We start from the raw sequence: 20,641 nt of genomic DNA, 5'->3' as shown, positions 1-20,641 counted from the left end.
GGGTTAGAACCGGCCATACCACTCACGACCCCGATGTACTAGCGGGAGCCGCCGAACGGGCCCTGCTGCGGGAATGGGCCGCTGGGCGGGTTTCCCTGCGGCGGGTTGAACTGTCCCGGCTGCCGCGGCTGGAAGTTCTGCGGGTGCGGCTGGGGCAGCGGCGCGGGCTGCGGGGGCGGCGGAGGCGACTGCTGGACCTCCGTGCGCTCCGTTTCCTGAGGCTCCGGCTCGGAACCGCCCTTGTCGCCGCCCTGGAGGCCGGCGAGGACCGGCGGCGTCGGGCGTGAGGCCTGCGGGGTCGAGCCGAGCGGGCCGGGGACTTCCTGGCGGGCGACGGCTTCGGCCGCGCGGACGGCTTCGGCGATGCGGGGGTCGGTCGAGGTGTCGAACCAGGCGGCGACCTCGTCGTCGTCGAGCACCGGGCGCTCGGTGTCCTCTTCCTTCGGCGGCTCGTAGCGGAAGACGCCGTCGTCGCCGGGTGCGCCGAGTGCGCGTGCGAAGCCTTCGAGTGCCTTGCCGTAGTCGCTCGGGACCATCCAGACCTTGTTCGCGTCGCCCTGCGCCATCTGCGGCAGCGTCTGCAGGTACTGGTACGCCAGGACCTCGGGGGTCGGCTTGCCGGCCTTGATCGCGGCGAACACCTTCTCGATCGCCTTCGCCTGGCCCTGCGCCTGCAGGTAGCGGGCGGCACGTTCACCCTGCGCGCGCAGGATGCGGGAAGTCCGCTCGGCCTCGGCCGCCATGATGGTGGCCTGCTTGGCGCCTTCTGCCGCGAGGATCTGGCTCTGCTTCTGACCTTCGGCGGTCTTGATGGACGCTTCCCGCTGGCCCTCCGCCGTGAGGATGATGGCCCGCTTCTCACGGTCGGCGCGCATCTGCTTTTCCATCGAGTCCTGGATGGACGGTGGCGGGTCGATCGCCTTCAACTCGACACGGCCGACGCGGATGCCCCAGCGGCCGGTCGCGTCGTCGAGCACACCACGCAGCTGGGTGTTGATGGAGTCACGCGACGTCAGCGTCTGCTCCAGGCTCATGCCACCGACGACGTTACGCAGTGTCGTGGTGGTGAGCTGCTCGACACCGACGATGTAGTTGGAGATCTCGTACACGGCCGCGCGCGAGTCGGTGACCTGGAAGTACACGACGGTGTCTATCGACACGGTCAGGTTGTCCTCGGTGATCACCGGCTGGGGCGGGAACGAGACGACCTGCTCGCGGAGGTCGATCCTGGCGCGCACCTTGTCCAGGAACGGCACCAGGAAGGTCAGACCGGGCGACGCGACCGTGCGGAACCGGCCCAGCCGCTCGATGACGGCCGACTGTGCCTGCGGGACCACCATGATGGCTTTCCCCACGGTGATGATCACGAAAAGCACGATCAGCGCGACAACGACTATCGCTATCGTCGACAAGACTTTCTTCCCTTCTCAGCGCGGGTTTCCGCTCTGGTGCTCATGTACTTTTCGCCGGGTCGTTCTCGGTCAGGGGTCGGGGCTCACCACGGCCGTCGCGCCGGAGATCTCCATGACGGTCACCTTCGTGCCCGGCTGGAGCCGGTCGTGCTCGACGTAGGCGCGCGCCGACCAGGTGTCGCCCCCGAGCTTCACCGTCCCACCGTGGCCGTCCACTGTGGACAACACGATGGCGTGCGTGCCGATGAGGGCGTCGGTGTTGGTCTTGGCGCCCTCACCGCCGAGGAACTTGCGCTTCAGCGCGGGCCTGACGAGGAACAACAGTCCGACCGAGGACGCCGCGAACACCGCGGCGTCGATGTACGGATTCCCGGTCAGCGCGGAGACGCCGCCGGTGACGAGCGCCGCCGTCCCGAGCATGAGCAGCACGAACTCACCGGAGATCACTTCCGCCACGATCAGGGCGAAGCCCACGATCAGCCATACCACTGCCGCCGTCATGCGCCCATCGTCTCAGAAAGTGACGGTTCGCACCCGGAAAGAATCGCCTGCTTGATGGACACTTGACTTTCAGCCGACCGTCACGAAGTCGATGAGCCGCTCGACGGCACCGATCAGCGGTGTCTCCAGATCGCGGTAGCTGCTAACGGCGGCGAGCACGCGCTGCCAGCCCTCGTACGGCTCGCCCCAGCCGAGTGCGTCGCAGATGCCCTGCTTCCACTCGACGCCGCGCGGGATCACCGGCCAGGCCTTGATGCCGACGGCCGCGGGCTTCACCGCCTGCCAGATGTCGATGTACGGATGCCCGGTGACCAGCACGTTCTCGTCGCGGACCGCGTCGACGATGCGGGATTCCTTGCTGCCTTTGACCAGGTGGTCGACGAGCACGCCGAGCCTGCGCTCGGGGCCGGTGCCGAATTCGGCGATGCGGTCGCCGAGCACGTCGACGCCGTCGAGCGGTTCGACGACGATGCCTTCGACACGCAGGTCGTGGCCCCACACGCGCTCGACGAGTTCGGCGTCGTGCTTGCCCTCGACCCAGATGCGGGAGTCCTTGGCGACGCGGGCCTGCAGGCCTTGGACGTGCACGGAACCGGACGCGGAGATCTTGCGTGACGGCTGCGGCGCGGCCTTGACGGGCACCAGCGTGACCGGTTTGCCCTCCAGCAGGAAGCCAGCCGGGTTGAGCGGGAACACCCGCTGGTTGAGTTTGCGGTCCTCGAGCACCACGTTGCCGTACTCGATACGGATGACGGCACCGCAGAACCCGCTGCCCGCCTCCTCGACCACCAGGCCGGGTTCGGCGGGCACCTCGGGGATCACCCGTTTGCGTGGTCCGGCCAGCACATCGTCATAGCGCACGGGCGCCGACGGTAGTCCGGTTCGGGTAGCTCGTCAGCGCGCCACGCCGAGCAGCGCCTCGGTGTACGCGGCGGGCAGGCCGCGGCGGACCGCGGAGAGCGCGAGGAGGATCGCGAACGCGGAGCACCAGTCGCGCACCCGGTCACCGTCGAGGCTCGGCAGTGCGGCGATGCCGTCTTCGAGTGAGCCACCGGTGAGCATCGGGTGCAGTGCCCAGTCGACGGCGTCGGCCGTCGGGTCGCCGATACTGGGCCGCGGGTCGATGACGACGATCCCGTCCGCGCCCCAGAGCACATTGCCGGGGTGAAGATCGCCGTGCACCAGCGCTTTCGCGTCGTAGCGCGCGAGTTTCGAGGCGAATTCCCACGAACGGCGCTGCACATCGGGGAACACGTCCGGGTTGCGGCGCGCGGCAAGGGTGAACATGAAGTCCACGCGTTCGGAAAGGGGGACAAAGCCTGCTCTATCCCGGGGCGTGTAGTCCGCCAGTTCGGCGAGCATTGCGTCGACCTGGCCATATGGGATGTCTGTGTCGTGCAACGGCGCGCCGGGGACTATGCCGTCAAGCAGGAGTACGCCGTCGTCGGCGTCGAGGAGGTCGACGACGTGCGGTGAGTCGGCCCAGACGCGCAGCGCGGCGGCCTCGGTGGCGGCGATTTCGGTGTCCGGGGTCAGTTTGAGCACCTTGGAGTGGCCGTCGGCGTCGCGGCAGAGCAGTGTCCGGCCGGTGTTGCCCGGCATCGCGGAGCGCACCTCGAGTCCCCAGCGGTCACACAACTCGTCCACCAGCGCGGGAAGGCGGTCACACCATGCGGTCACGGCGGGCCCGAATCGGTCGACCAACCTTGCCCGTGCGGCGGTATCCAAGACGATCATGACCGTTAGCCTGACAGCGAACCAGGGAATTATCCGGGTTTCTCCGGATACCGCAGTTTTGACGGACGTATGATCATACCCATATGAAGCTGCCCGAGCCCTCCGGTCGGAACCCGATCGGCCAAATCACCCTGCACCTGCGCGACGTCACCCGGCCGGACCCGTGGCTGCCGGACGACCGGCGCGAGCTGATGGTCTCGATCTGGTACCCCGCACTGGTCGAGACGGGCAGGCAGGCGCCCTATCTGACACTCGCCGAGTCCGAGCGGATCGCGCGCGGGCTCAGTGCGGACATCGCGGGCGACGCACTGACCACGGTGGGCACGCACGCGCGGGTCAACGCGCCACCACTCGGCTCCCGCGCGCCGCTGGTGGTCCTCTCCCCCGGCCGCGAGCAGCCGCGCGGCACACTGCGCACGCTCGGCGAGGACCTCGCGAGCCAGGGTTACGTCGTCGCGGCCATCGGCCACAACCACGAAGCCGTCGCAACCACGTTCCCCGACGGCCACACCACCGGCTACCTCGCGCGCGACGACGTCAAGATCGCGCGCGGCCGTGCGGCGGACGTGTCGTTCGTGCTCGACCGGCTGATCGGGAAAACCCCGGTGTGGGGCCGGGGAAAGCTGATCGACCCCCGCCGCATCGCGATGGTCGGCCACTCGATCGGCGGCGGCAGCGTGGTACCCGCGATGCAGGCGGATCCCCGGATCAGCGCGGGCGTCACCCTCGACGGCTCGTTTCCCGTACCTGCGGGCCTCAACCGGCCACTGCTCCTGCTCGGCACCCCACGCCACGCACCCGGCGGCCAGTCCGACCCGAGCTGGGACCGCGTGTGGCCGGCACTGACCGGCTGGAAACGCTGGCTCACCGTCGAACGCGCCGGGCCGTCGATGTTCAGCGACCTGCCGGTGCTCGCCGACCAGCTCGGCCTGCCACCGGACCAGAAACTCCCCGCCGCGCGCGGATTGCGGATCACGCGCGACTACGTGACCGCGTTCCTCGACCTGCATCTGCGGGGACGGCAGCAGCCGTTGCTGGGCAGGCCGTCACCCCGGTTTCCCGAGGTCAAGTTCTGGCGCCCCTAGGCTTCTGGCGCCCCTAGGCTTGTTGAGGAAGAAGTCGTCCTCGTGCAACACGCTGACGCTGCCGGACGGGGCGTTGAAGTCGTGGTTTCGAGCGGCATCTCGATCCACCAGGCCAGCACGAAGGTCGCGGCGAACCCTTGCGCCACGCTTTCGAGGATTGCCGCTCGTGGTGCCGTAGCTGGTCACCCACGGCAGGCGTCGGGCTGGTCATGTCACTCCCGCGGCCTGCGCTCGGCCTCGCCGTAGGACTCTCGCGCAGCCGTTCGTCGAGCATCGGCTCGATACCGAGCCGCTCACTCACGCTCCAGGCTGTCTGTGTGGTGCGTCGTAGGTGGGATGAGTAGATCTCGACCGGCCCGGACACCTTTCGCGCGCAACGACTCGGCGATCGCGACGGCTGTGCGTTCGCCTGCTGCCGTGAGCCGGGGTCGTGCCAGCCCTTACCCCCAATGTGGCATTCGTCAGGTTCTAGCCTCCCAATGTGGCTTTCGTCAGCTCAGGGCTGACGAAAGCCACATTGGGTTTTTTTTGGGCTCCGGGTTTGGGTCTACTGGGTCGGCTCCAGGGCGGTCCCGTATGAACATTTCCGCTGCCTGGGCCGGATTGCGTGGTGGGTCGCCGCGGAAATATCCATACGGACCGGGGGGGCACGTTGTCCACAATCCGTTGTGACTCACCGAAAACTCCGCCCGGGGCTTGATGCCCGCCTTGCGTGGCGGGTCGGGCCACCTCAGGAAAGTCGAAAACTCCCGACGTGTCTAGTGGCATATGTCTCTGGGCGCAGGTAAGATGGAGTCATGATCAGCACCGACAGTCCCGACCTCGCAGCACCGCCCGAGTGGTGGCGCTGCGAGAAGGACGCGCTGCTCATGAACTACGTAGCGCACGAACGAGAAAAACGCCGTCTGGAGGCGGAGCAGGGTCAGATCTTGGCGGAGATCGAATCGCGTGGCGTGAAGGACGTGACCGGGTATGCGGTGTTGTCGCAGGCGTTGGTCGACTGGGTCCAGATCAAACCCGGCGAAGCCAAAGCCCGCGTCGACCGAGCCCGCGCGCTCAACCCACGCCAGGACGGCGGTGCGAGGATTCCGGCGCTGGCCCCGTATGCCGCTTCAGCCGCGTTGGAGGGGGATTTGGGTGCGGCGCAGCTGGATCCGATCATCGCCGGACTCGCCGCCCTGCCCGCCTGGGTATCGGCGGAGGAACGGGAAACCGGGGAGCAGATCCTCGTCGATCTCGCCCGTACTGCCGGGCCGCGCCAGATCGCCCAGGCCGCCGCGAACCTGCGGGACCGGCTCGACCCGGATGGCCGCGAACCCAAAGACCCCGACCCCACCGCCCCGCGGCATGAGCTCGGGTTCATCACCCACCGCGACGGCACCCACGGCATCAAAATCACAACCGACGCTGAGACCATCGCCCGGTTGAAAGCCGCTCTCGATCCGCTCGCGAAACCTCGCCCCGCGACTGAGGAGGAGGGCCGGGATGCCCGGTCGCAGTGGGAGCGTATGGGTGACGCGTTCGCTGAGTTCGTCGCCCTCGGCATGGGCAACCCGAAGATCCCGACTCAGGCTGGGGACAGTGTGCATGTCGTGGTGACCGTCGGCCTGGAGGAACTGAAGACGGGGATCGGGCGCGCTTGCCTGGATCTGGTCGGTGATATCAGTGCGACCGAGGCCCGGATCTTGGCGTGTGACTGCAAGATCATCCCCGTCACCTTGAACGCCAAAGGTGCGCCGCTGGATGTCGGCCGCACCCAACGCCTGGCAACACCTGCACAACGCCTGGCGCTCGCCATCCGCGACGGCGGCTGCGCCTTCCCCGGATGCGACGCCCCACCCCAACGCTGCACCGCACACCACATCGTTTTCTGGGCACACCATGGGGAAACGCAGATCGATAATCTCGTGCTGCTCTGCGGTAGGCACCACCGGCTGATCCACTCCAGTGACTGGGAAGTCCGGATCGCCAGCGACGGCTATCCGGAGTTCATTCCACCAGCCTTCATCGACCCCGCACGCACGCCCCGCCGCAATACCCTGCACACCAGCCGAACCTGACACCGCCGCCACCACGCTGCCTCGGCCGAGGCAGCCCGACCCGCCACCCGGGCGACCACCAGAACCCCGGTCAGGGGCCCTACCGAGCCACAACATGGTCGCGGCAACGTGCCCCCGGTCCGTATGGATATTTCCGCAGCGACCCACCACCCAACCCGATCCAGGCAGCGGAAATGTTCATACGGGACCGCCCTGGATCCAACCCAGGCAGACCCAAACCCCAAGCGAGCAGCCGAGAGTGGCGATCCTGAAACCAGGTCGTGAGCGTTGCGGGCGGTTATTGGGCGGAAGGTCAAAGGTGTCATGTTGTGCTGGCGACCTTGGCCAGTGTCGGTCTGCCAGGGCTTCGGGCGACTCCGCCAGAACCCCATCGTGAAGCGAGGGTGCCCCCGAGTGCGTACTACGCACCCAAAGGCCCCCTCGCTTCACGCCCACCCGAGGCTTCAGCGCGCCTCACCAGCCAGCCACATTTGGCTTTCCGCACAAATAGAACCGCCCGCAACGCTCACGACTGCGGGTGAGTATCCAGTGCTGGGGCTACTTCGTCTTGAAGAGCTTGACCTTCATCGAGGTGCCGGACTGCGAGAGCACGCGCAGGCCGACGCCGACGCCCGCGAGCTTGACGCCCGTTGTCGGGGTCTCCGGGTACCAGAACTGCTTGGTGTCGTCGAAGACCGGCTGCGGGGACTGGCCGCGGATGTACGAGGCCTTTCCGTTGATGTGCAACGTGAACGAGTCCGACTTCTGCAGACCGAACGGGGCGTCGTAGCCTGAAACGGTCGGCGGCCAGGCCCGGCCTTCGAGGTTGTAGATCGGCGCGGGGTTGGCGTCGATCGGCAGGATCAGGCCTTCGCCGGGGTGCTCGCTGGTGTTGTTGTCCAGGTGGCTGGTGTCCCACAGCGAGACGAGCAGGCCGTCCTGGTACGGGAAGTGTTCCACCCAGTCGGGCTTGTCCGGGAAGCTGTAGCGGTAGGGGCCGGTCCGGTTGTACTTGCCGTAGGACTCGTAGGTCCGGTTCGACGCGATGTAGAACTGGTCGAAGACCTTGGTCTCCTTGCCGGCCGCGGTGCGGAAACCCTTGAGGGTCCACGGTCCGGCGGCTTCGGCGCCGTCGGTGAGTACCGGGGTGCCGTCGGCGGTGACGACGATCTCGTCGGCGAAGAAGCCCTGCAGCGCGAGGCCGCCGTCGGTGCGGTAGGCGAAGCGGAGCTTGGTGTTCTTGCCGGCGTAAGCGTCCAGTGGCACCTTCACGTCGGCCCACTTGCCCGCCGAGGAGCCGCTGATGGCCGGCGAGTTCCCCGAGTCGCGGATGAACGGCTTGCCGTCGACGGTGCCGTCGAGCTGGGTCCAGCTGCCGTCGGCGTTGGCGGCTTCGACGTAGAGGTAGTCGAAGTCCTCTTCGATGTCGAAGCGCGTCTTGAGGCTCAGTGACGCCGACGACTTGCCGGTCAGGTCGAGTGGCGCGGTCATCGAGTTGTCGAGGTCGTTGCCCTTGTCGCTCCACCACATCTTCGAGCCCGCGAACGGGGCGCCGTAGTCGAATGTCTTGGGCACGTCCGGCAGCACGACGACGAGGCCTTGCGCCTTGGCGGTGTTGTACTCGTGCGGGCCGAGGTCGAAGGTGCGTTCCTGACCGGCGACGGCCACCTCGTAGTCGAGCCAGCCGAGCTGCAGCTTGTCCCACGCGGAGAACTCGTTGGCGCGGGTGCCCGGCGCCTCACCGGGCTCGCCGACACGGGTCTGGCCCATGATGGACCACCAGTTGACGCCGTTCGTGCCGCCGCCGCTGGTGTCGTAGTGGTCGGGCAGGCCGAGGTCGTGGCCGTACTCGTGGGCGAACACGCTCACGCCGCCGTTTTCGGGCTGCATGGTGTAGTCGCCGACCCAGAGGCCGGTGTCGCCGATCGGCGCGCCGCCGAGCTTGTTGCTGCCGGGACCTGAGCTGTAGTTCTTGAACGCGTAGCCGCGGTGGCTCCAGATGGCGTCCTCGCCCTGCCACGGGTCACCGTCGGCCTGGTCGCCACCGGAGTGCACGATCTGGAAGTGGTCGATGTAGCCGTCTGGCTCGTTGAAGTCGCCGTCACCGTCGTAGTCGTACCGGTCCCACTGGTCGAACGCGGCCAGCTCGGTGCGGATCTGCTCGGTGGTCTTGCCTGCCGCCTTCTGCGCGTTGACCCACTCGGTCACGCCGTCACGCACGAGGTCGTAGGAGTTGTTGCAGACGGTGCCGCCGCAGGGGAAACCGTTGGAGCGGCCGTAGCGGGCCTCGTTGTACTTGACCTTGACCCAGTCGGTCACCATGCCGTCGATGCTGTAGCGGCCGGATGACTGCTTGTCGTAGAAGTTAGCGACCGAGTTCGCGTCGGGCGCGGTCGAGAAGTACAGGTCCTGGAAGTACTGCCTGCTGAAGTCGGGGCGCCAGATCGTGGTGTTGTCGACCGCGCGGTTCGGCTCCGGGATCTGGTTGTGCAGCGGCCCGTCGAAGCGCTTGGGGCCTGGCGTCGCCGGGTCCTGGTCCTTGTCGGGGTACTGCGGGTGCCGGTCGTTGCCGAACTCGGCGAGCACGACGAACACCTTGTCGGTCTTCTCGCGCGCGAGCTCGACGTACTGGTCGGTCGGCGTCTTGTCGGTCTGGCTCGTGGCCTTCTTGCCCAGCTTGGCCACTGTGCTCGGGCCCCGCTTCTGCGCGGTGGCCTCACCGGTCAGCACCTTCGCCAGCGCCTCCTGGCGCAGCGCGCGGCGCTTGTCCTCCAGCGGGTTGGGCAGTTCGTCGACCTGCGCCACCGCTTGGTCGGCGGCTTGCTGTGGTGGTGCCGGTGCCGCGAACACGGCGGGCGTGATGCCCGCGCTCAGCAGCACGATCGTGGCCGCTCCGGCCAGAACTCTTCGCACGACTTCCCCTCATCCAACAGGTGGAAACGCAAACCCGGTGGACGTTACGTAGCCGAATGCGCATGCGGCTACGGACGAAAGTCGGTTCTGGCCGTCCTGATCCGCCTGGCCTCATGGCCGGGCGAGCTGTTATCGTACGCGTACACTTTACGCGTACGAAAACTTGGAGGACCTGTGCGAGGCAACCTGGACCGGGGCAGGGCACTCATCGCGGTGGCCCTCGCGCAATTCATGGTCACGCTCGATATGACGATCGTTAACGTGTCGCTGCCTGCCATGCGCGAGGGGCTCGGCATCGGCCAGGGGCAGTTGCCTTGGGTCGTCAACTCCTACGCGCTGCTCTTCGGCGGCTTCTTGCTGCTCGGCGGCCGCGCGGCAGACCAGCTCGGCCAGCGGCGCGTACTGCTGACCGGTGCGGCACTGTTCGCGGTGGCCTCGCTGTTCGGCGGGCTGGCGCAGGCGCCATGGCAGCTGATCGTCGCCCGCGGCCTGCAGGGCCTCGGCGCGGCGGCGATGGCGCCAGCGGCACTCGCGCTGCTCACCATCACCCAACGGGAAGGCAAGGAACGCGCGAAGGCACTGGGTATCTACGCCGGGGTCTCGGCCGTTGGCGGCAGCGCGGGCGTGCTGCTCGGAGGCCTGCTCACGGAGTTCGCGGGCTGGCGTTTGGTGATGCTGGTGAACGTGCCGATCACCTTGGCCGTGGTCGGGCTCGCGCTGCGCGCACTGCCAGCCGGGCTCTTCAGTGGGCGGGGCGGCAAGCTCGACGTGGTCGGCGCGGTGCTGGCCACCTCGGGTATCGGCCTGCTGATCCTCGGCGTGGTGCGCACCGGCGAGCACGCGTGGACGTCGCCGACCACGCTGATCACACTCGGCGTGGCGGTGGTGCTGATCGCCGGGTTCCTGCTGTGGGAGCACTACGGCGATATCGCCGACCCGCTGATCCGGCTCGGCCTGATGGTCAAGCGGAACGCGGGCGGGGCGAACCTGTTCATGCTGCTGCTGTGCTCGGGGCAGTTCGCCGCGTTCTACTTCATTTCCCTGTACCTGCAACAGATCCTGCGGCTGCCGACCGCGCAGGCGGGCGCGGCGTTCCTGCCGATGTGCGGCATCGTGGTGGTCGGCATCTACACCTCCACGTGGCTGCTGCGCCGGGTGAGCATCAAGACGGTGGTGATCCCGGCGGGGCTGCTCGCCGCGCTCGGCTTCGGCTGGTTCGGCCTGCTCGAGCCGGGTGGGGGCTTCCTGACCGATGTGCTCGGTCCGTCACTGGTGGCCGGGCTCGGCATGGGCTTGTCGTTCGTCCCGCTCACCGCGGCGGCGACCGGTGGCCTGCCGAGGCACGAGGCGGGCATGGCCTCGGCGTTGCTCAACAGCTCACGGCAGATCGGTGGTGCGATCGGCCTCGCCGCGCTGGTGACCGTGCAGATCGCCCACACACAGAGCCGGCTGGCCGCCGGCGATTCGGCGGATGTGGCGACCACGTCCGGGTTCGGGCTGGGCCTGATGCTCGCCGGGTGCCTGCTGTTGATCGCGACGGTGGTCGCGATCGTGGTGCTGCCTGGCACGCCTCGCGATGAAGATACGGCCGCGTCCGAACTGCCTGTCGCGGAGAAGGCGCAGGCTTAGTGACTCCACCGGGGCGGCTCAGGCTTTCGCTGGTGAGCGACAATGGGTCGTTATCGCCGCGCGAAGGAGAGCAGGACGCATGGTGTCCAGGAGCACGGGATCGAGCAGGCTTGGCAGGCCCGCCAAGCTGTCCCAGGAGGCGATCGTGGCCGCCGCGCAGCTGATCGTCGACGAGGAGGGCCCGGGCCAGCTGTCGATGCGACGCCTGGCCAAGGAACTGTCCTCGACGCCGATGGCGCTCTACCACCACGTCCGCGACAAGGACGAGCTCCTGCTGCTCCTGCTGGACGCGCATGCGGCCCGGTTTCCCCGGCCTGAGCAGCCTGAGGAGCCGCGCGCCCGTTTCCTGACCGCGGCCGGCTTGCTCTACGAGGTGCTCGTGGGCTGTCCGTGGATCGTCGAGGTGCTGGCCTCCGACGACCTGATGGCCGTCTCCGCGCTGTGGATCGTCGAGGACATCCTCGACTCGGCGATCGCCTGCGGGCTCAGTGAAACCGACGCGGTGTACGCCTACCGCACGATCTGGTACTACACGGCGGGTGAGCTGCTGATCCGGGTGACCCGCAATCGCCGCCGTGCCCTGTACGACGGCCCGTCGCACCGGGACAAGGCGTTCGCCGCGCTGGATCCCGAGGTGTACCCGCGGCTGACGTCGATGGCCGCGAACTGGTCCGAGCTGACCGAACGTGACACGCACAAGCGCGGCCTAGAAGACATCGTCGACGGCATCCTCGCGCGCTGTGCCCCCTAAAACGCGCCCTAGAACAGCGGCCAGGGAATCGCGCGCCACTCGTCGCCCGGCGACGGGAACACGCCGTCGTACACGAGCTGCTCGGCCCGGTCGCGGATCGCGAGGATCTCGAACTTGGTCAGGTGCGGCGCGAGCGCCTCGCCGAGTTCACCTTCGAGTTTGCCGCGCAGTGCCTTGAGCTTGACGATCGCGTCCTCGGGCAGCGGCTCGCCGATCCAGCCCCAGAGCACGGTGCGCAGCTTCGGATCGGTGTGCAGGCAGATGCCGTGGTCGACGCCGTAGACGGTGCCGTCCGTGCCGCCCAGGATGTGACCGCCCTTGCGGTCGGTGTTGTTGACCACGATGTCGAGCAGCGCGAGGTCGCGGATGCCGGGGTGGTCGGCGTGCGCGAGCACCGCGGGTTCGCCGTTGCGGTCGTGGGCGTGCAGCACGACCTTCCAGCCCGGCGGGAGGTCTTCGGGGGCGCGGACGTCGACGAGCTCGTCTTCGCTGGTCTCGATCCAGCGCTGGACCATGCCCTCACCGAACGGGCCGTCGCGCAGCACGGTCTGCGGGACCGCGCCGAGGCCGAGCGAATCGGCGATCAGGTAGGTCGCGACCTCGCGGCCCGCGAGCGTGCCGTCGGGGAAGTCCCAGAGCGGGCGCTCGCCGCGCACGGGCTTGTAGACGGCGTTGGCGATCTCACCGTCCAGCTCGACCTGGCAGAACAAGGTCAGGTTGGAGGCTTCGACCAGCCTGCCTTCGACTTCGAGCTTCCCGTGCGCGAGCAGGTCGTTCACGGGCGGCTCAGTCTTCGATCACGTCGACGTCGCGGCGGTAGCCGTTCTGGCGGGGGCAGATGTGCCCGGCGGGGTCCAGCGGCTCGGCGCAGAGCGGGCAGGGGCGGCGGCCCGCGTTGATCACGCGGTCCGCGCGCTCGGCGAAGGCACGCGCCGCGACCGGGGTCAGGAACACCCGCACGGCGTCGGGGCCTTCCTCGGTGTCGTCGAGTACGACCGTTTCGTCCACTTCGCCCTCGGTGATGGCGAGCAGCTCGATCACGACGGCCTTCGAGTCGGCGTCCCAGCCGAGGCCCATGGTGCCGACGCGGAACTCCTCCTCGACGGGCACGGTGAGCGGGTCGACGTCGACGAGGTCGTCGGGGATCTCCTCGGGCACGTCCGCGCCGAAGCGGGTCGCGACCTCCTCGAGCAACGAGCCGAGGCGCTCGGCGAGCACCGCGACCTGCTGTTTCTCGATGGTCACGCTGATCGTGCGCACATCTTCGGACGCCTGGAGGTAGAAAGTGCGGTCACCGGGCTCCCCGACGGTCCCGGCGACGAACCGGTCGGGCTGGCGGAAGACGTGAATTACGCGAGACATGGCACCCTCGACCCTAGGCCAACGCACGATCATCGGCATCTGCCGCCCCGTGTTCCGTGCCATTAGGCTCGCTTGGTGCCCGAGATCGCGTCTTATGGAACCTGGACCTCGCCGATCAGTGCCGCCGACGCGGCCGCCGCCGGAGGTGGCGTGCAGTGGGTCGACACCGTCGGCGGAGTGCTGTGGTGGGCCGAGGCCAGACCGGGCGAAGGCGGCAGGGTCGCGCTGGTGAGGGCCGGTGAAGAGGTGCTGCCCGCGCCGTGGAACGCCCGCAACCGCGTCCACGAATACGGCGGACGGCCCTGGCTCGCGATCGGCGGCAGGCTCGTGTTCACGCACTGGGACGACCAGCGCGTCTATGTGCGCGACCTGACATCAGGCAAGGTGACACCGATCACAGCCGAACCCGCTGTGCCGCACGGTGTCCGGTTCGGCGACCTCCGGCCCGGCCCGCGCGGCACGGTCTGGGCGGTGCGGGAGACCAGCGTCGGCTCACGGCGCGCCGACGTCTCACGCGATCTGGTGGAGCTGTCACTCGGCGGCGCCGCGCCGCGCTCACTCGCGGCCAGTCATCACTTCCTGACCGCGCCACAGCTGTCGCCCGATGGGGCGCACGCGGCGTGGCTCGGCTGGGACCACCCGGCGATGCCATGGGACGGCACGGAACTGTGCGTCGCGCCGCTGCTCGAGGACGGCTCGCTCGGCACGCCCGAGGTGATCGCGGGCGGCGCGGCGGTCGCGGTGTGCCAGCTTGAATGGGAGAGCGCGACCTCGCTGCTCGCGCTGCTCGATCCGGGCGGCTGGTGGAATCTGCACCGGATCGGCCTCGACGGCTCGTCGGTGAACCTCGCGCCGGTCACCGAGGAAATCGGCGGCGCGCTGTGGAAGCTCGGCTCGCGCTGGTTCACCCCGCTCGGCGACGGCAAGTACGCGGTGATCGCCTCGGGACGCCTCGCGGTACTCGATGAGACGACCGGCACGCTGTCCTGGCTGGCACCGGAGCTGACCCAGTGGGACGCGGCGCTGGCCGCGTACAACGGCGGCATCGCCGGGGTCGCGGCCGGTCCGCACCGCGAAAGCGCGCTCGTCCACGTGACCGCGACGGTGACCGACCTGACCGCGCAGCCCGCGGATATGCCCTCGCACGAGTACCTGCCGGTGCCCGCGGAACGCGTGTTCGACACCCCCGACGGGCCCGTGCCCGCATACGTCTACCTACCGTCCAATCCGGATTTCTCGGCTCCGGACGGTGAGGCGCCGCCGTTCATGATCCACGTGCACGGCGGGCCGACCGGGCGCGCATACCCGACGCTGGATCTGGAGATCGCCTACTTCACCAGCCGCGGCATCGGCGTCGCGGTGGTCAACTACGGCGGTTCGACGGGCTACGGCAGGCGCTACCGCGAGCGGCTGCGGGAGCAGTGGGGCCTCGTCGACATCCAGGACTGCGTCGCGGTCGCGGAGGCCTTGGTCGCCGAAGGCCTCGCGGATCCGGCGCGGCTGGCGATCCGCGGCGGCAGCGCGGGTGGTTTCACCTCAGCGGCGGCGATGACCACCGTGCGCACCTTCAGCGCCGCGACGATCAAGTACCCGATACTCGACCTGTACACCTGGACTGCGGACGGCGGCGAGACGCACGACTTCGAGTCCCGCTACCTCGATGGCCTCATCGGGCCGCTGCCCGAGACCGAGCCGCGTTATCGGCAGCGCTCCCCCATCAACAACGCGGACGAGCTCGCCGGCCCGGTGCTGTTCCTGCAGGGCCTGGAGGACCAGATCTGCCCGCCCGAACAGGCGGACCGGTTCGTCGCGTCGCTGGGCGGGCGCGGGGTGCGCCACGCGTACCTGACGTTCGAGGGCGAGCAGCACGGTTTCCGCAAGGCGGAGACGATCATCGCGGCCTTGGAGGCGGAATTGTCGTTCTACGGCCAGGTCTTCGGCTTCGAGACACCCGGCGTGCGCGTGCTGGACCTGCGCTCGTGAGGCGGCTCGTCCCCGGCGACACGCTGGCATTGGTCGCGCCGTCCGGCCCGATTCCGCAAGTCCATCTCGACGCCGCGCTGCCGGTGCTGGAGACGTGGGGCCTGAAGGTCTCCGTCGGCCCTTGTGTCCGTAGTAGACACTCCACTTTGGACTATTTGGCGGCCTCGGACGCCGAACGGGCGGCCGAGTTCACGGCCGCTTGGCTCGACCCGTCGGTTCAATGCGTGCTGGCGGCGCGCGGCGGCTACGGCAGCCAGCGCATGCTCGACCTGATCGACTGGCACGCGCTCGCCGACGCACCGCCGAAGATCTTCGCGGGTTCGAGCGACGTGACGGCGTTGCACCAGGCCATTTCCGCGCACCTGGGCCTGGTTTCGCTCTTCTCCCCCATGCCGGCGAGCCCGCGCTTCGACACTTTCGCGGCCGAGCACCTACGTCAAAGCCTGTTCGAGCCGGAGAAGGTCTTGACGCTGAGCAGCCCGTTGTCGCGCACGCTCGTGCCAGGGCGCGCGCGGGGCGTGCTGACCGGCGGCAACCTCGCGCTGCTGGCCGCGGGCTTGGGCACGCCGGAGCAGGGGTCGGCGCGCGGGCGGATCGTGCTGCTGGAGGACGTGACCGAAAGCGTCTATCGGCTCGATCGCCTGCTCACCCAGCTCCTGCGCTCAGGCTGGTTCGACGGCGTCGCCGGGATCGTGCTCGGCTCGTGGACGGGGTGTGGCACACCGGAGCGGGTCGAGGCGCTGATGCTCGACCGGCTCGGGTCTTTGGGGGTGCCGGTGCTGGCCGACCTGGGCTTCGGTCACGTCGACGCCTCGCCGACCGTGCCGCTGGGCGTGGCCGCGGAACTCGACGCGACCGAGGGCACGCTCACCATAGACGATCCCGCTTTCGGGTGATCGTGAGCGATGGCGACCTGGAGTTCGGTGATCATGGCTTCGCCGCACTCGAGGTACACCTCGCGGGCGAAGTCGAGGGTGCGGTGACCGTTGTGGTCGATCCAGCGGGCCAGTGCCTGGAAGGAGTCCCCGATGTCCTCCATCGGGCCGTGGTGGAGCATCGTCGCGGCGGACTCGATGGCCGGGAGGTCGACGATGTCGAAGCCGTGTGCCGGGCCGGGGTCGGCGGAGACGGGAACCGCGGCGTGTACGGCGACTTCGCTGCCTGCGGACGTGTAGTACGCGATGGCCGGGTAGTTGGGTTCGAGGCCCGCGGCGGTGACCACCTCGCCGAGGCGCGGGAACAGTGCCTGGATCACCGGGCCGATGGCCGAACCTTCGTAGCCTGCCGCGATGGCGCTGACCTCGGCGACGCGGACCGCGGGGATCGGTTTGACGGTGACCTCTACGGTGCGCGGGAAGTCTTCGAGGTCGATCATCCGCAGGCGTGACTCGACGCCGGCGAGCCTGGCCCTGTCGGCTTCGATCTGCGCTTCGAGCTGGCCTTGCCGCAGGCGGAGCATGCCGCGCAGCTCGTCGGCGCCGACCTTGTCGTCGAGGATCGCCCCGACCTGCTGCAGGGTGAAGCCGAGGTCCTTGAGCGCGACCAGCCGGTTCAACCTGCGCAGCTGCTCGGCGCTGTAGAACCGGTACCCGGACGACGCGTCGACCTCGGCCGGCCGCAGGAGGCCGATGGCGTCGTAGTGCCGCAGCATCCGGACCGAAACCTGGCCGAGCCTGGCGAAATCCCCGATGGTGAACATGGCCCCTCCCACCTTAGACGGGGCTTCGGGACTGATTAACTCGTCTGGTCAGTGCCGTGCGCGAGAGGAGATTCCGATGGGTTCGTTCGACGTGCCGCTGGACGACGAACGCACACAGCTCGAGGCGTTCATCGAGGAATACCGGAGCGAAATCGAAGCCACCCTCGACGGCCTCACCGAGGAACAGGCCCGCCGCAGGCTCGTCTCGTCGGCGACGACGTTGCTCGGGTTGCTCAAGCACGTCACGTGGATGCAGCGGGTGTGGTTCGAGGAGTGCGTCGGCGGCACGCCCCGCCAGGAGCTCGGCATGGTGCGGACTCCGGACGACTCCTTCCGCCTCACCGACGACGACACCATCGCCTCGGTCACGGCGGCCTACCGGGAAGCGTGCGCCACGGCGCGGAAGGCGGTCGCGGATCTGCCGCTGGACACCGTCGTGACCGGCCACCGGGCCGGGCCGCGCACGGTGCACTGGGTCTACCTGCAGGTCCTGCGCGAGCTGGCCCACCACAACGGGCACGCCGACATCCTGCGCGAGCAGATACTCGCCGTTTAAGCCAAGCCCTGAAATTGCAGGGGCGCCGAGCCCGTTGTCAGTACTGTGTAGACGGTGGACAGCACCGAAGCACGTGCCCGGTTCGCCGCTGCCCGCGTGGCGCGGCTCGCGACGGCGGACGCCGCCGGGGTGCCGCATCTGGTGCCGGTGACGTTCGCGGTGGCGGGTGACGAGATCGTGTTCGCGGTCGATCACAAGCCGAAGTCGACATTGGCGTTGAAGCGGCTGGCGAACATCGCGGCGAACCCGGCGGTGAGTTTTCTCGTCGACCACTACGACGACGACTGGGATCGGCTGTGGTGGGTCCGCGCCGACGGTGAAGCCACGGTCACCGACCGGACCGAGCCGGTTGACTGGCTGCGCGCTAAATACCCGCAATACCGCGAGCATCCGCCGCAAGGGCCTGTCGTGATCACGAGGATCACGGTCTGGCGTGACTGGAGCAGCACGTGAAGCATGTCGTGGTCGAAGATCCCGACGGTGGCAGATATCTGAATCCGGCCGCCTACCTCGAAGTCTTGGATCGCGGCCGACTGCGAGTACCGACCCTCTTGTCAGGCTGCACCTGACGCCGTAAGGTTCCGCCTGACACGCCATCCAGGAGGAACCCGATGCCCGCACCCCAGCCCCTGATCGCCGACTGCTCGTTCTGCCGCAAGCCCAACGGTGAGGTGGGGAAACTGCTCGCCGGACCCGGTGTGTTCATCTGCGACGGCTGTGTGGACCTCGCGGCCAAGATCATGGCGGGGACACCGGCGTCGGACGCGCCGGTCGGGCCGTGGGATCTGGAGATGTCGCTGGAGGCGGTGCTCGCCACGCTCGGGCCGGTCGCGGCCGCGCAGGCGCAGCTCGAGCGGAACCTGGCCGTCTGGGTCAGCAAGGCGCGGTCGCTGGGCGCGACGTGGTCGCAGGTCGGCGAGGCGCTGGGAATGACCAGGCAGTCCGCGTGGGGCCGTTTTTCGGGCGAGGAATAAGAGTTACGGGCAGAGCCAGCGGTCGAACCACGCACGGGTCCGGCGCAGGACGTCGAGCTGGTGCCCACGTTCCCGGATCGAGTGCCCTTCACTGGGATAGATCACGAACTCGTGCTCGACGCCGAAATGGCGCAGCGCCCGGTGGAAGTACACGGATTGACCGAGTGGCACGTTGGTGTCCTCGGCGCCGTGCAGGATGAGCACCGGTGTGCGGACGCGGCCCGCGAAGGAGATCGGGCTGACCGCGTCGTGCGGATGCGGGCCGACGCCGGACCACCCGGTGCTGCCACCGAGCGCGGCTTCGAACTGGCCGTTCTCGCCGGTCGCGGCGAGCATCCCCCAGTCGATGACGCCGGCGAGGTCCAGCGCGGCCCGGAACCGGTCGGTCTGGCCGACGGCCCAGGCGGCCATGAATCCGCCGTGGCTGCCGCCTGCGATGCCCAGCCGGTCCGGGTCGGCGATGCCCTCGGTGATGAGCAGGTCGATGCCGGTCAGGATGTCGGTCCACTCCTCCTGTCCGACCCTGCCTGCCACGCTGAGGGCGAACTGGTGGCCGTGGCCTTGACCCCCGCGCGGGTTGGGCAGGAACACCGCGTAGCCGGCAGTGGCCAGCCACTGCGCGCTGGGGAACCAGAACAGCTGGAGGCGATCGGCGAAGCGGTCGTACGGGCCTCCGTGGACGATCGTGACGAGCGGGAACGGGCCGTCCGACGCGGTTTTCCCGACTGGCAGCACGAGCAGGCCGTCGAGATCGAGGCCGTCGGCGGCACGATAGGTCAGCGGTCGCTGGGTCCCGAAAGCTACGCCGTCCAGTTCGGGGCGGGTGTCGGTGATCTTGTGCAGCGGCCCGGTCACTGGTCCGATGTGGACGTTCGCCGGTTGGTATCGGGTTCCGGTCAGCACCGCGATCTTTTCGCCCGCAGGCGTACTGGTGAGGCCGTCGAGACGTCCGGTGTGCCGGGACAAGGTCGTGGGGCCGGTCGGGTCGAGCCGGGCAAGGGTCGTGTTCAGGCCGTTGGCGAACACCACCAGTGGGGCGGCGTCGGTCTGGTGCAGTTCGGTGGGGCACATCGGGAGGCCGTCGGTCCGGTTGCGCAGGACGCGGCTGTCCACGGTCAGGTCGAACACGGCGGTGCCTGCTTGCAGAACCGGTGGGGTGAGGGCGAGATAGCCGAGGTGCCAGCCGTCCTCGCCTGGCCACCAGGCCAGGGATCGTGCGTCGGCGCCGACCGGTCCGAGATCCATCGTGGTTCCGGTCGTGGGGTCGAACAGGTGCAGGCGGCAGGTGCGGGGGCCGTAGTCGTTGTCGCTACTGGCTTGGGTGAGCACGGCGAGCGGGCCGCCGTCGGGTCGTTGCCGCAGTTCCACGACGTGCCGGTCGCCGAACACGTCCGGGGTGGTGACCTGGCCCGTGCGCAGGTCGAGCAGGCGCAGCCGGGCACGCGGTTCGCACTCGCCGACGACAAGGATGTCGTCCTGTCCGGTGGGTTCGTCCTCGGCGAGCAGGGCGACGATGGTGGGGTCGGCCAGCGGAAGGTGGTCGATGACGCCCGCGCGCCAGCCGGTCACCGCGGTCACCGCGCCGTCGGTGACGTCAAGCCGCTGCACCTGCGCGATGCCGCGGTCTGCGCGGTCGGACAGGAAAAAGAGCGTGCCCGAGTCCGCGGACCAGCGTGGCCGGGACTCCGTCGCGGTGTCGGTGGTCGCCCGGCGCGACGCGGCGCCGTCGACGAGCCAAAGTTCGGTGTCGAGGTGGTCACCGGTCCGGCTGCAGGGCGCGAGGACGTAGCAGAGCAGGTGCCCGTCCGGGGCGAGGGCCGGGGTCTGCGGTACGCGACCATCGACCACGAGTTCGGCGGTCAGAGCTGTCATGTGATCAGTCTGCCGATGTCGTGAGTGTTGGCGGGCCGCCCAAACACAACGGAAAAACAACCCCACAGATAAACAACGAATGCGTTGAGCGCGAACGCAGCGGCGAGTGGCTAGAGAGCCGACAACAG

19 protein-coding genes are annotated in these 20,641 nt (G+C 68.7%); 9 read left to right on the top strand and 10 right to left on the bottom strand.

What is annotated here, in order from left to right:
* Positions 1–38: 38 nt before the first annotated feature.
* The 4 genes from ACFV15_RS34910 to ACFV15_RS34895 all read right to left on the bottom strand — a co-directional run bounded on the left by ACFV15_RS34910 (position 39) and on the right by ACFV15_RS34895 (position 3,650).
* Positions 39–1,340 (bottom strand): SPFH domain-containing protein, encoded by a 1,302-nt coding sequence (locus tag ACFV15_RS34910; protein WP_378355943.1) that lies wholly within the window; start codon positions 1,338–1,340, stop codon positions 39–41.
* Positions 1,341–1,481: 141 nt separating this feature from the next.
* Positions 1,482–1,913 carry an NfeD family protein gene (locus ACFV15_RS34905; RefSeq protein WP_378355942.1) on the bottom strand — a complete coding sequence of 144 codons (432 nt, stop codon included), beginning with the start codon at positions 1,911–1,913 and terminating at the stop codon, positions 1,482–1,484.
* Between the two features lie 69 nt (positions 1,914–1,982).
* Positions 1,983–2,774, bottom strand: a complete 792-nt coding sequence (locus ACFV15_RS34900; protein ID WP_378355940.1) for a DUF3097 domain-containing protein — start codon at positions 2,772–2,774, stop codon at positions 1,983–1,985.
* Positions 2,775–2,807: 33 nt separating this feature from the next.
* The gene (locus ACFV15_RS34895) at positions 2,808–3,650 is read right to left on the bottom strand and encodes an aminoglycoside phosphotransferase family protein (RefSeq protein ID WP_378355938.1); all 843 of its coding nucleotides are present in this window, start codon (positions 3,648–3,650) and stop codon (positions 2,808–2,810) included.
* 83 nt (positions 3,651–3,733) lie between these two features.
* Between ACFV15_RS34895 and ACFV15_RS34890 the strand changes: the two genes are divergently transcribed.
* Positions 3,734–4,735, top strand: a complete 1,002-nt coding sequence (locus ACFV15_RS34890) for an alpha/beta hydrolase family protein (RefSeq protein ID WP_378355936.1) — start codon at positions 3,734–3,736, stop codon at positions 4,733–4,735.
* A gap of 13 nt (positions 4,736–4,748) precedes the next feature.
* Here the strand turns inward: ACFV15_RS34890 and ACFV15_RS34885 are convergent, their stop codons facing one another.
* A complete protein-coding gene (locus ACFV15_RS34885; RefSeq protein ID WP_378355935.1) occupies positions 4,749–5,099 on the bottom strand; it encodes a histidine phosphatase family protein in 351 nt (116 codons plus the stop codon).
* A gap of 433 nt (positions 5,100–5,532) precedes the next feature.
* Between ACFV15_RS34885 and ACFV15_RS34880 the strand changes: the two genes are divergently transcribed.
* Entirely contained in the window at positions 5,533–6,795 is a 1,263-nt protein-coding gene (locus ACFV15_RS34880) for a DUF222 domain-containing protein (protein ID WP_378355933.1), read from the top strand.
* 537 nt (positions 6,796–7,332) lie between these two features.
* On the opposite strand, the gene ACFV15_RS34875 is transcribed toward ACFV15_RS34880, so the two are convergent.
* Complete coding sequence (locus tag ACFV15_RS34875) at positions 7,333–9,687, bottom strand: immune inhibitor A domain-containing protein (RefSeq protein ID WP_378355931.1); 2,355 nt, start codon at positions 9,685–9,687, stop codon at positions 7,333–7,335.
* Positions 9,688–9,861: 174 nt separating this feature from the next.
* Here ACFV15_RS34875 and ACFV15_RS34870 point away from each other — a divergent pair, with 174 nt between their 5' ends.
* Entirely contained in the window at positions 9,862–11,316 is a 1,455-nt protein-coding gene (locus ACFV15_RS34870; protein WP_378355929.1) for an MFS transporter, read from the top strand.
* 79 nt (positions 11,317–11,395) lie between these two features.
* The gene (locus tag ACFV15_RS34865) at positions 11,396–12,067 is read left to right on the top strand and encodes a TetR/AcrR family transcriptional regulator (RefSeq protein WP_378355928.1); all 672 of its coding nucleotides are present in this window, start codon (positions 11,396–11,398) and stop codon (positions 12,065–12,067) included.
* 8 nt (positions 12,068–12,075) lie between these two features.
* Here the strand turns inward: ACFV15_RS34865 and ACFV15_RS34860 are convergent, their stop codons facing one another.
* Positions 12,076–12,846, bottom strand: coding sequence for an SCO1664 family protein (locus tag ACFV15_RS34860; protein ID WP_378355926.1), 771 nt, complete (start codon positions 12,844–12,846; stop codon positions 12,076–12,078).
* Positions 12,847–12,853: 7 nt separating this feature from the next.
* Positions 12,854–13,429, bottom strand: a complete 576-nt coding sequence (locus ACFV15_RS34855) for a DUF3090 domain-containing protein (protein ID WP_378355925.1) — start codon at positions 13,427–13,429, stop codon at positions 12,854–12,856.
* A 75-nt stretch (positions 13,430–13,504) separates the two neighbouring features.
* Between ACFV15_RS34855 and ACFV15_RS34850 the strand changes: the two genes are divergently transcribed.
* Together ACFV15_RS34850 and ACFV15_RS34845 are read left to right on the top strand one after the other, a co-directional pair.
* Positions 13,505–15,412 carry a prolyl oligopeptidase family serine peptidase gene (locus ACFV15_RS34850; RefSeq protein WP_378355923.1) on the top strand — a complete coding sequence of 636 codons (1,908 nt, stop codon included), beginning with the start codon at positions 13,505–13,507 and terminating at the stop codon, positions 15,410–15,412.
* The gene (locus ACFV15_RS34845) at positions 15,409–16,308 is read left to right on the top strand and encodes an LD-carboxypeptidase (RefSeq protein ID WP_378355921.1); all 900 of its coding nucleotides are present in this window, start codon (positions 15,409–15,411) and stop codon (positions 16,306–16,308) included. Before ACFV15_RS34850 ends, ACFV15_RS34845 begins: the two co-directional genes overlap by 4 nt.
* Here the strand turns inward: ACFV15_RS34845 and ACFV15_RS34840 are convergent.
* Positions 16,212–17,111, bottom strand: a complete 900-nt coding sequence (locus ACFV15_RS34840; RefSeq protein WP_378355920.1) for a MerR family transcriptional regulator — start codon at positions 17,109–17,111, stop codon at positions 16,212–16,214. The genes ACFV15_RS34845 and ACFV15_RS34840 overlap by 97 nt on opposite strands.
* Before the next feature lie 76 nt (positions 17,112–17,187).
* Between ACFV15_RS34840 and ACFV15_RS34835 the strand changes: the two genes are divergently transcribed.
* The 3 genes from ACFV15_RS34835 (at position 17,188) to ACFV15_RS34825 (ending at position 18,641) form a co-directional block, all read left to right on the top strand.
* On the top strand, positions 17,188–17,667 hold the full coding sequence (locus ACFV15_RS34835) for a DinB family protein (protein WP_378355919.1): 480 nt from the start codon (positions 17,188–17,190) through the stop codon (positions 17,665–17,667).
* A 54-nt stretch (positions 17,668–17,721) separates the two neighbouring features.
* Positions 17,722–18,120, top strand: coding sequence for a TIGR03668 family PPOX class F420-dependent oxidoreductase (locus ACFV15_RS34830; protein WP_378355917.1), 399 nt, complete (start codon positions 17,722–17,724; stop codon positions 18,118–18,120).
* A 158-nt stretch (positions 18,121–18,278) separates the two neighbouring features.
* Positions 18,279–18,641, top strand: coding sequence for a ClpX C4-type zinc finger protein (locus ACFV15_RS34825; RefSeq protein ID WP_378355915.1), 363 nt, complete (start codon positions 18,279–18,281; stop codon positions 18,639–18,641).
* A 3-nt stretch (positions 18,642–18,644) separates the two neighbouring features.
* On the opposite strand, the gene ACFV15_RS34820 is transcribed toward ACFV15_RS34825, so the two are convergent.
* Positions 18,645–20,513 carry a S9 family peptidase gene (locus ACFV15_RS34820; protein WP_378355914.1) on the bottom strand — a complete coding sequence of 623 codons (1,869 nt, stop codon included), beginning with the start codon at positions 20,511–20,513 and terminating at the stop codon, positions 18,645–18,647.
* Between the last annotated feature and the right edge of the window lie 128 nt (positions 20,514–20,641).

The organism is Amycolatopsis sp. NPDC059657 (assembly GCF_042734395.1).
Classification (GTDB): Bacteria; Actinomycetota; Actinomycetes; order Mycobacteriales; family Pseudonocardiaceae; genus Amycolatopsis.
The sequence above is the reverse complement of the archived record's forward strand: the minus strand, read 5'-3'. Positions and strand labels throughout refer to the sequence as shown.

Excerpts from the sequence above, each read along its gene's own strand:
- ACFV15_RS34910 (WP_378355943.1), bottom strand. The coding sequence starts at position 1,340 with ATGGTGGTCCCGCAGGCACAGTCGGCCGTCATCGAGCGGCTGGGCCGG.
- ACFV15_RS34905 (WP_378355942.1), bottom strand. The coding sequence starts at position 1,913 with ATGACGGCGGCAGTGGTATGGCTGATCGTGGGCTTCGCCCTGATCGTG.
- ACFV15_RS34895 (WP_378355938.1), bottom strand. The coding sequence starts at position 3,650 with ATGATCGTCTTGGATACCGCCGCACGGGCAAGGTTGGTCGACCGATTC.
- ACFV15_RS34890 (WP_378355936.1), top strand. The coding sequence starts at position 3,734 with ATGAAGCTGCCCGAGCCCTCCGGTCGGAACCCGATCGGCCAAATCACC.
- ACFV15_RS34880 (WP_378355933.1), top strand. The coding sequence starts at position 5,533 with ATGATCAGCACCGACAGTCCCGACCTCGCAGCACCGCCCGAGTGGTGG.
- ACFV15_RS34865 (WP_378355928.1), top strand. The coding sequence starts at position 11,396 with ATGGTGTCCAGGAGCACGGGATCGAGCAGGCTTGGCAGGCCCGCCAAG.
- ACFV15_RS34855 (WP_378355925.1), bottom strand. The coding sequence starts at position 13,429 with ATGTCTCGCGTAATTCACGTCTTCCGCCAGCCCGACCGGTTCGTCGCC.
- ACFV15_RS34840 (WP_378355920.1), bottom strand. The coding sequence starts at position 17,111 with ATGTTCACCATCGGGGATTTCGCCAGGCTCGGCCAGGTTTCGGTCCGG.
- ACFV15_RS34835 (WP_378355919.1), top strand. The coding sequence starts at position 17,188 with ATGGGTTCGTTCGACGTGCCGCTGGACGACGAACGCACACAGCTCGAG.
- ACFV15_RS34825 (WP_378355915.1), top strand. The coding sequence starts at position 18,279 with ATGCCCGCACCCCAGCCCCTGATCGCCGACTGCTCGTTCTGCCGCAAG.
- ACFV15_RS34820 (WP_378355914.1), bottom strand. The coding sequence starts at position 20,513 with ATGACAGCTCTGACCGCCGAACTCGTGGTCGATGGTCGCGTACCGCAG.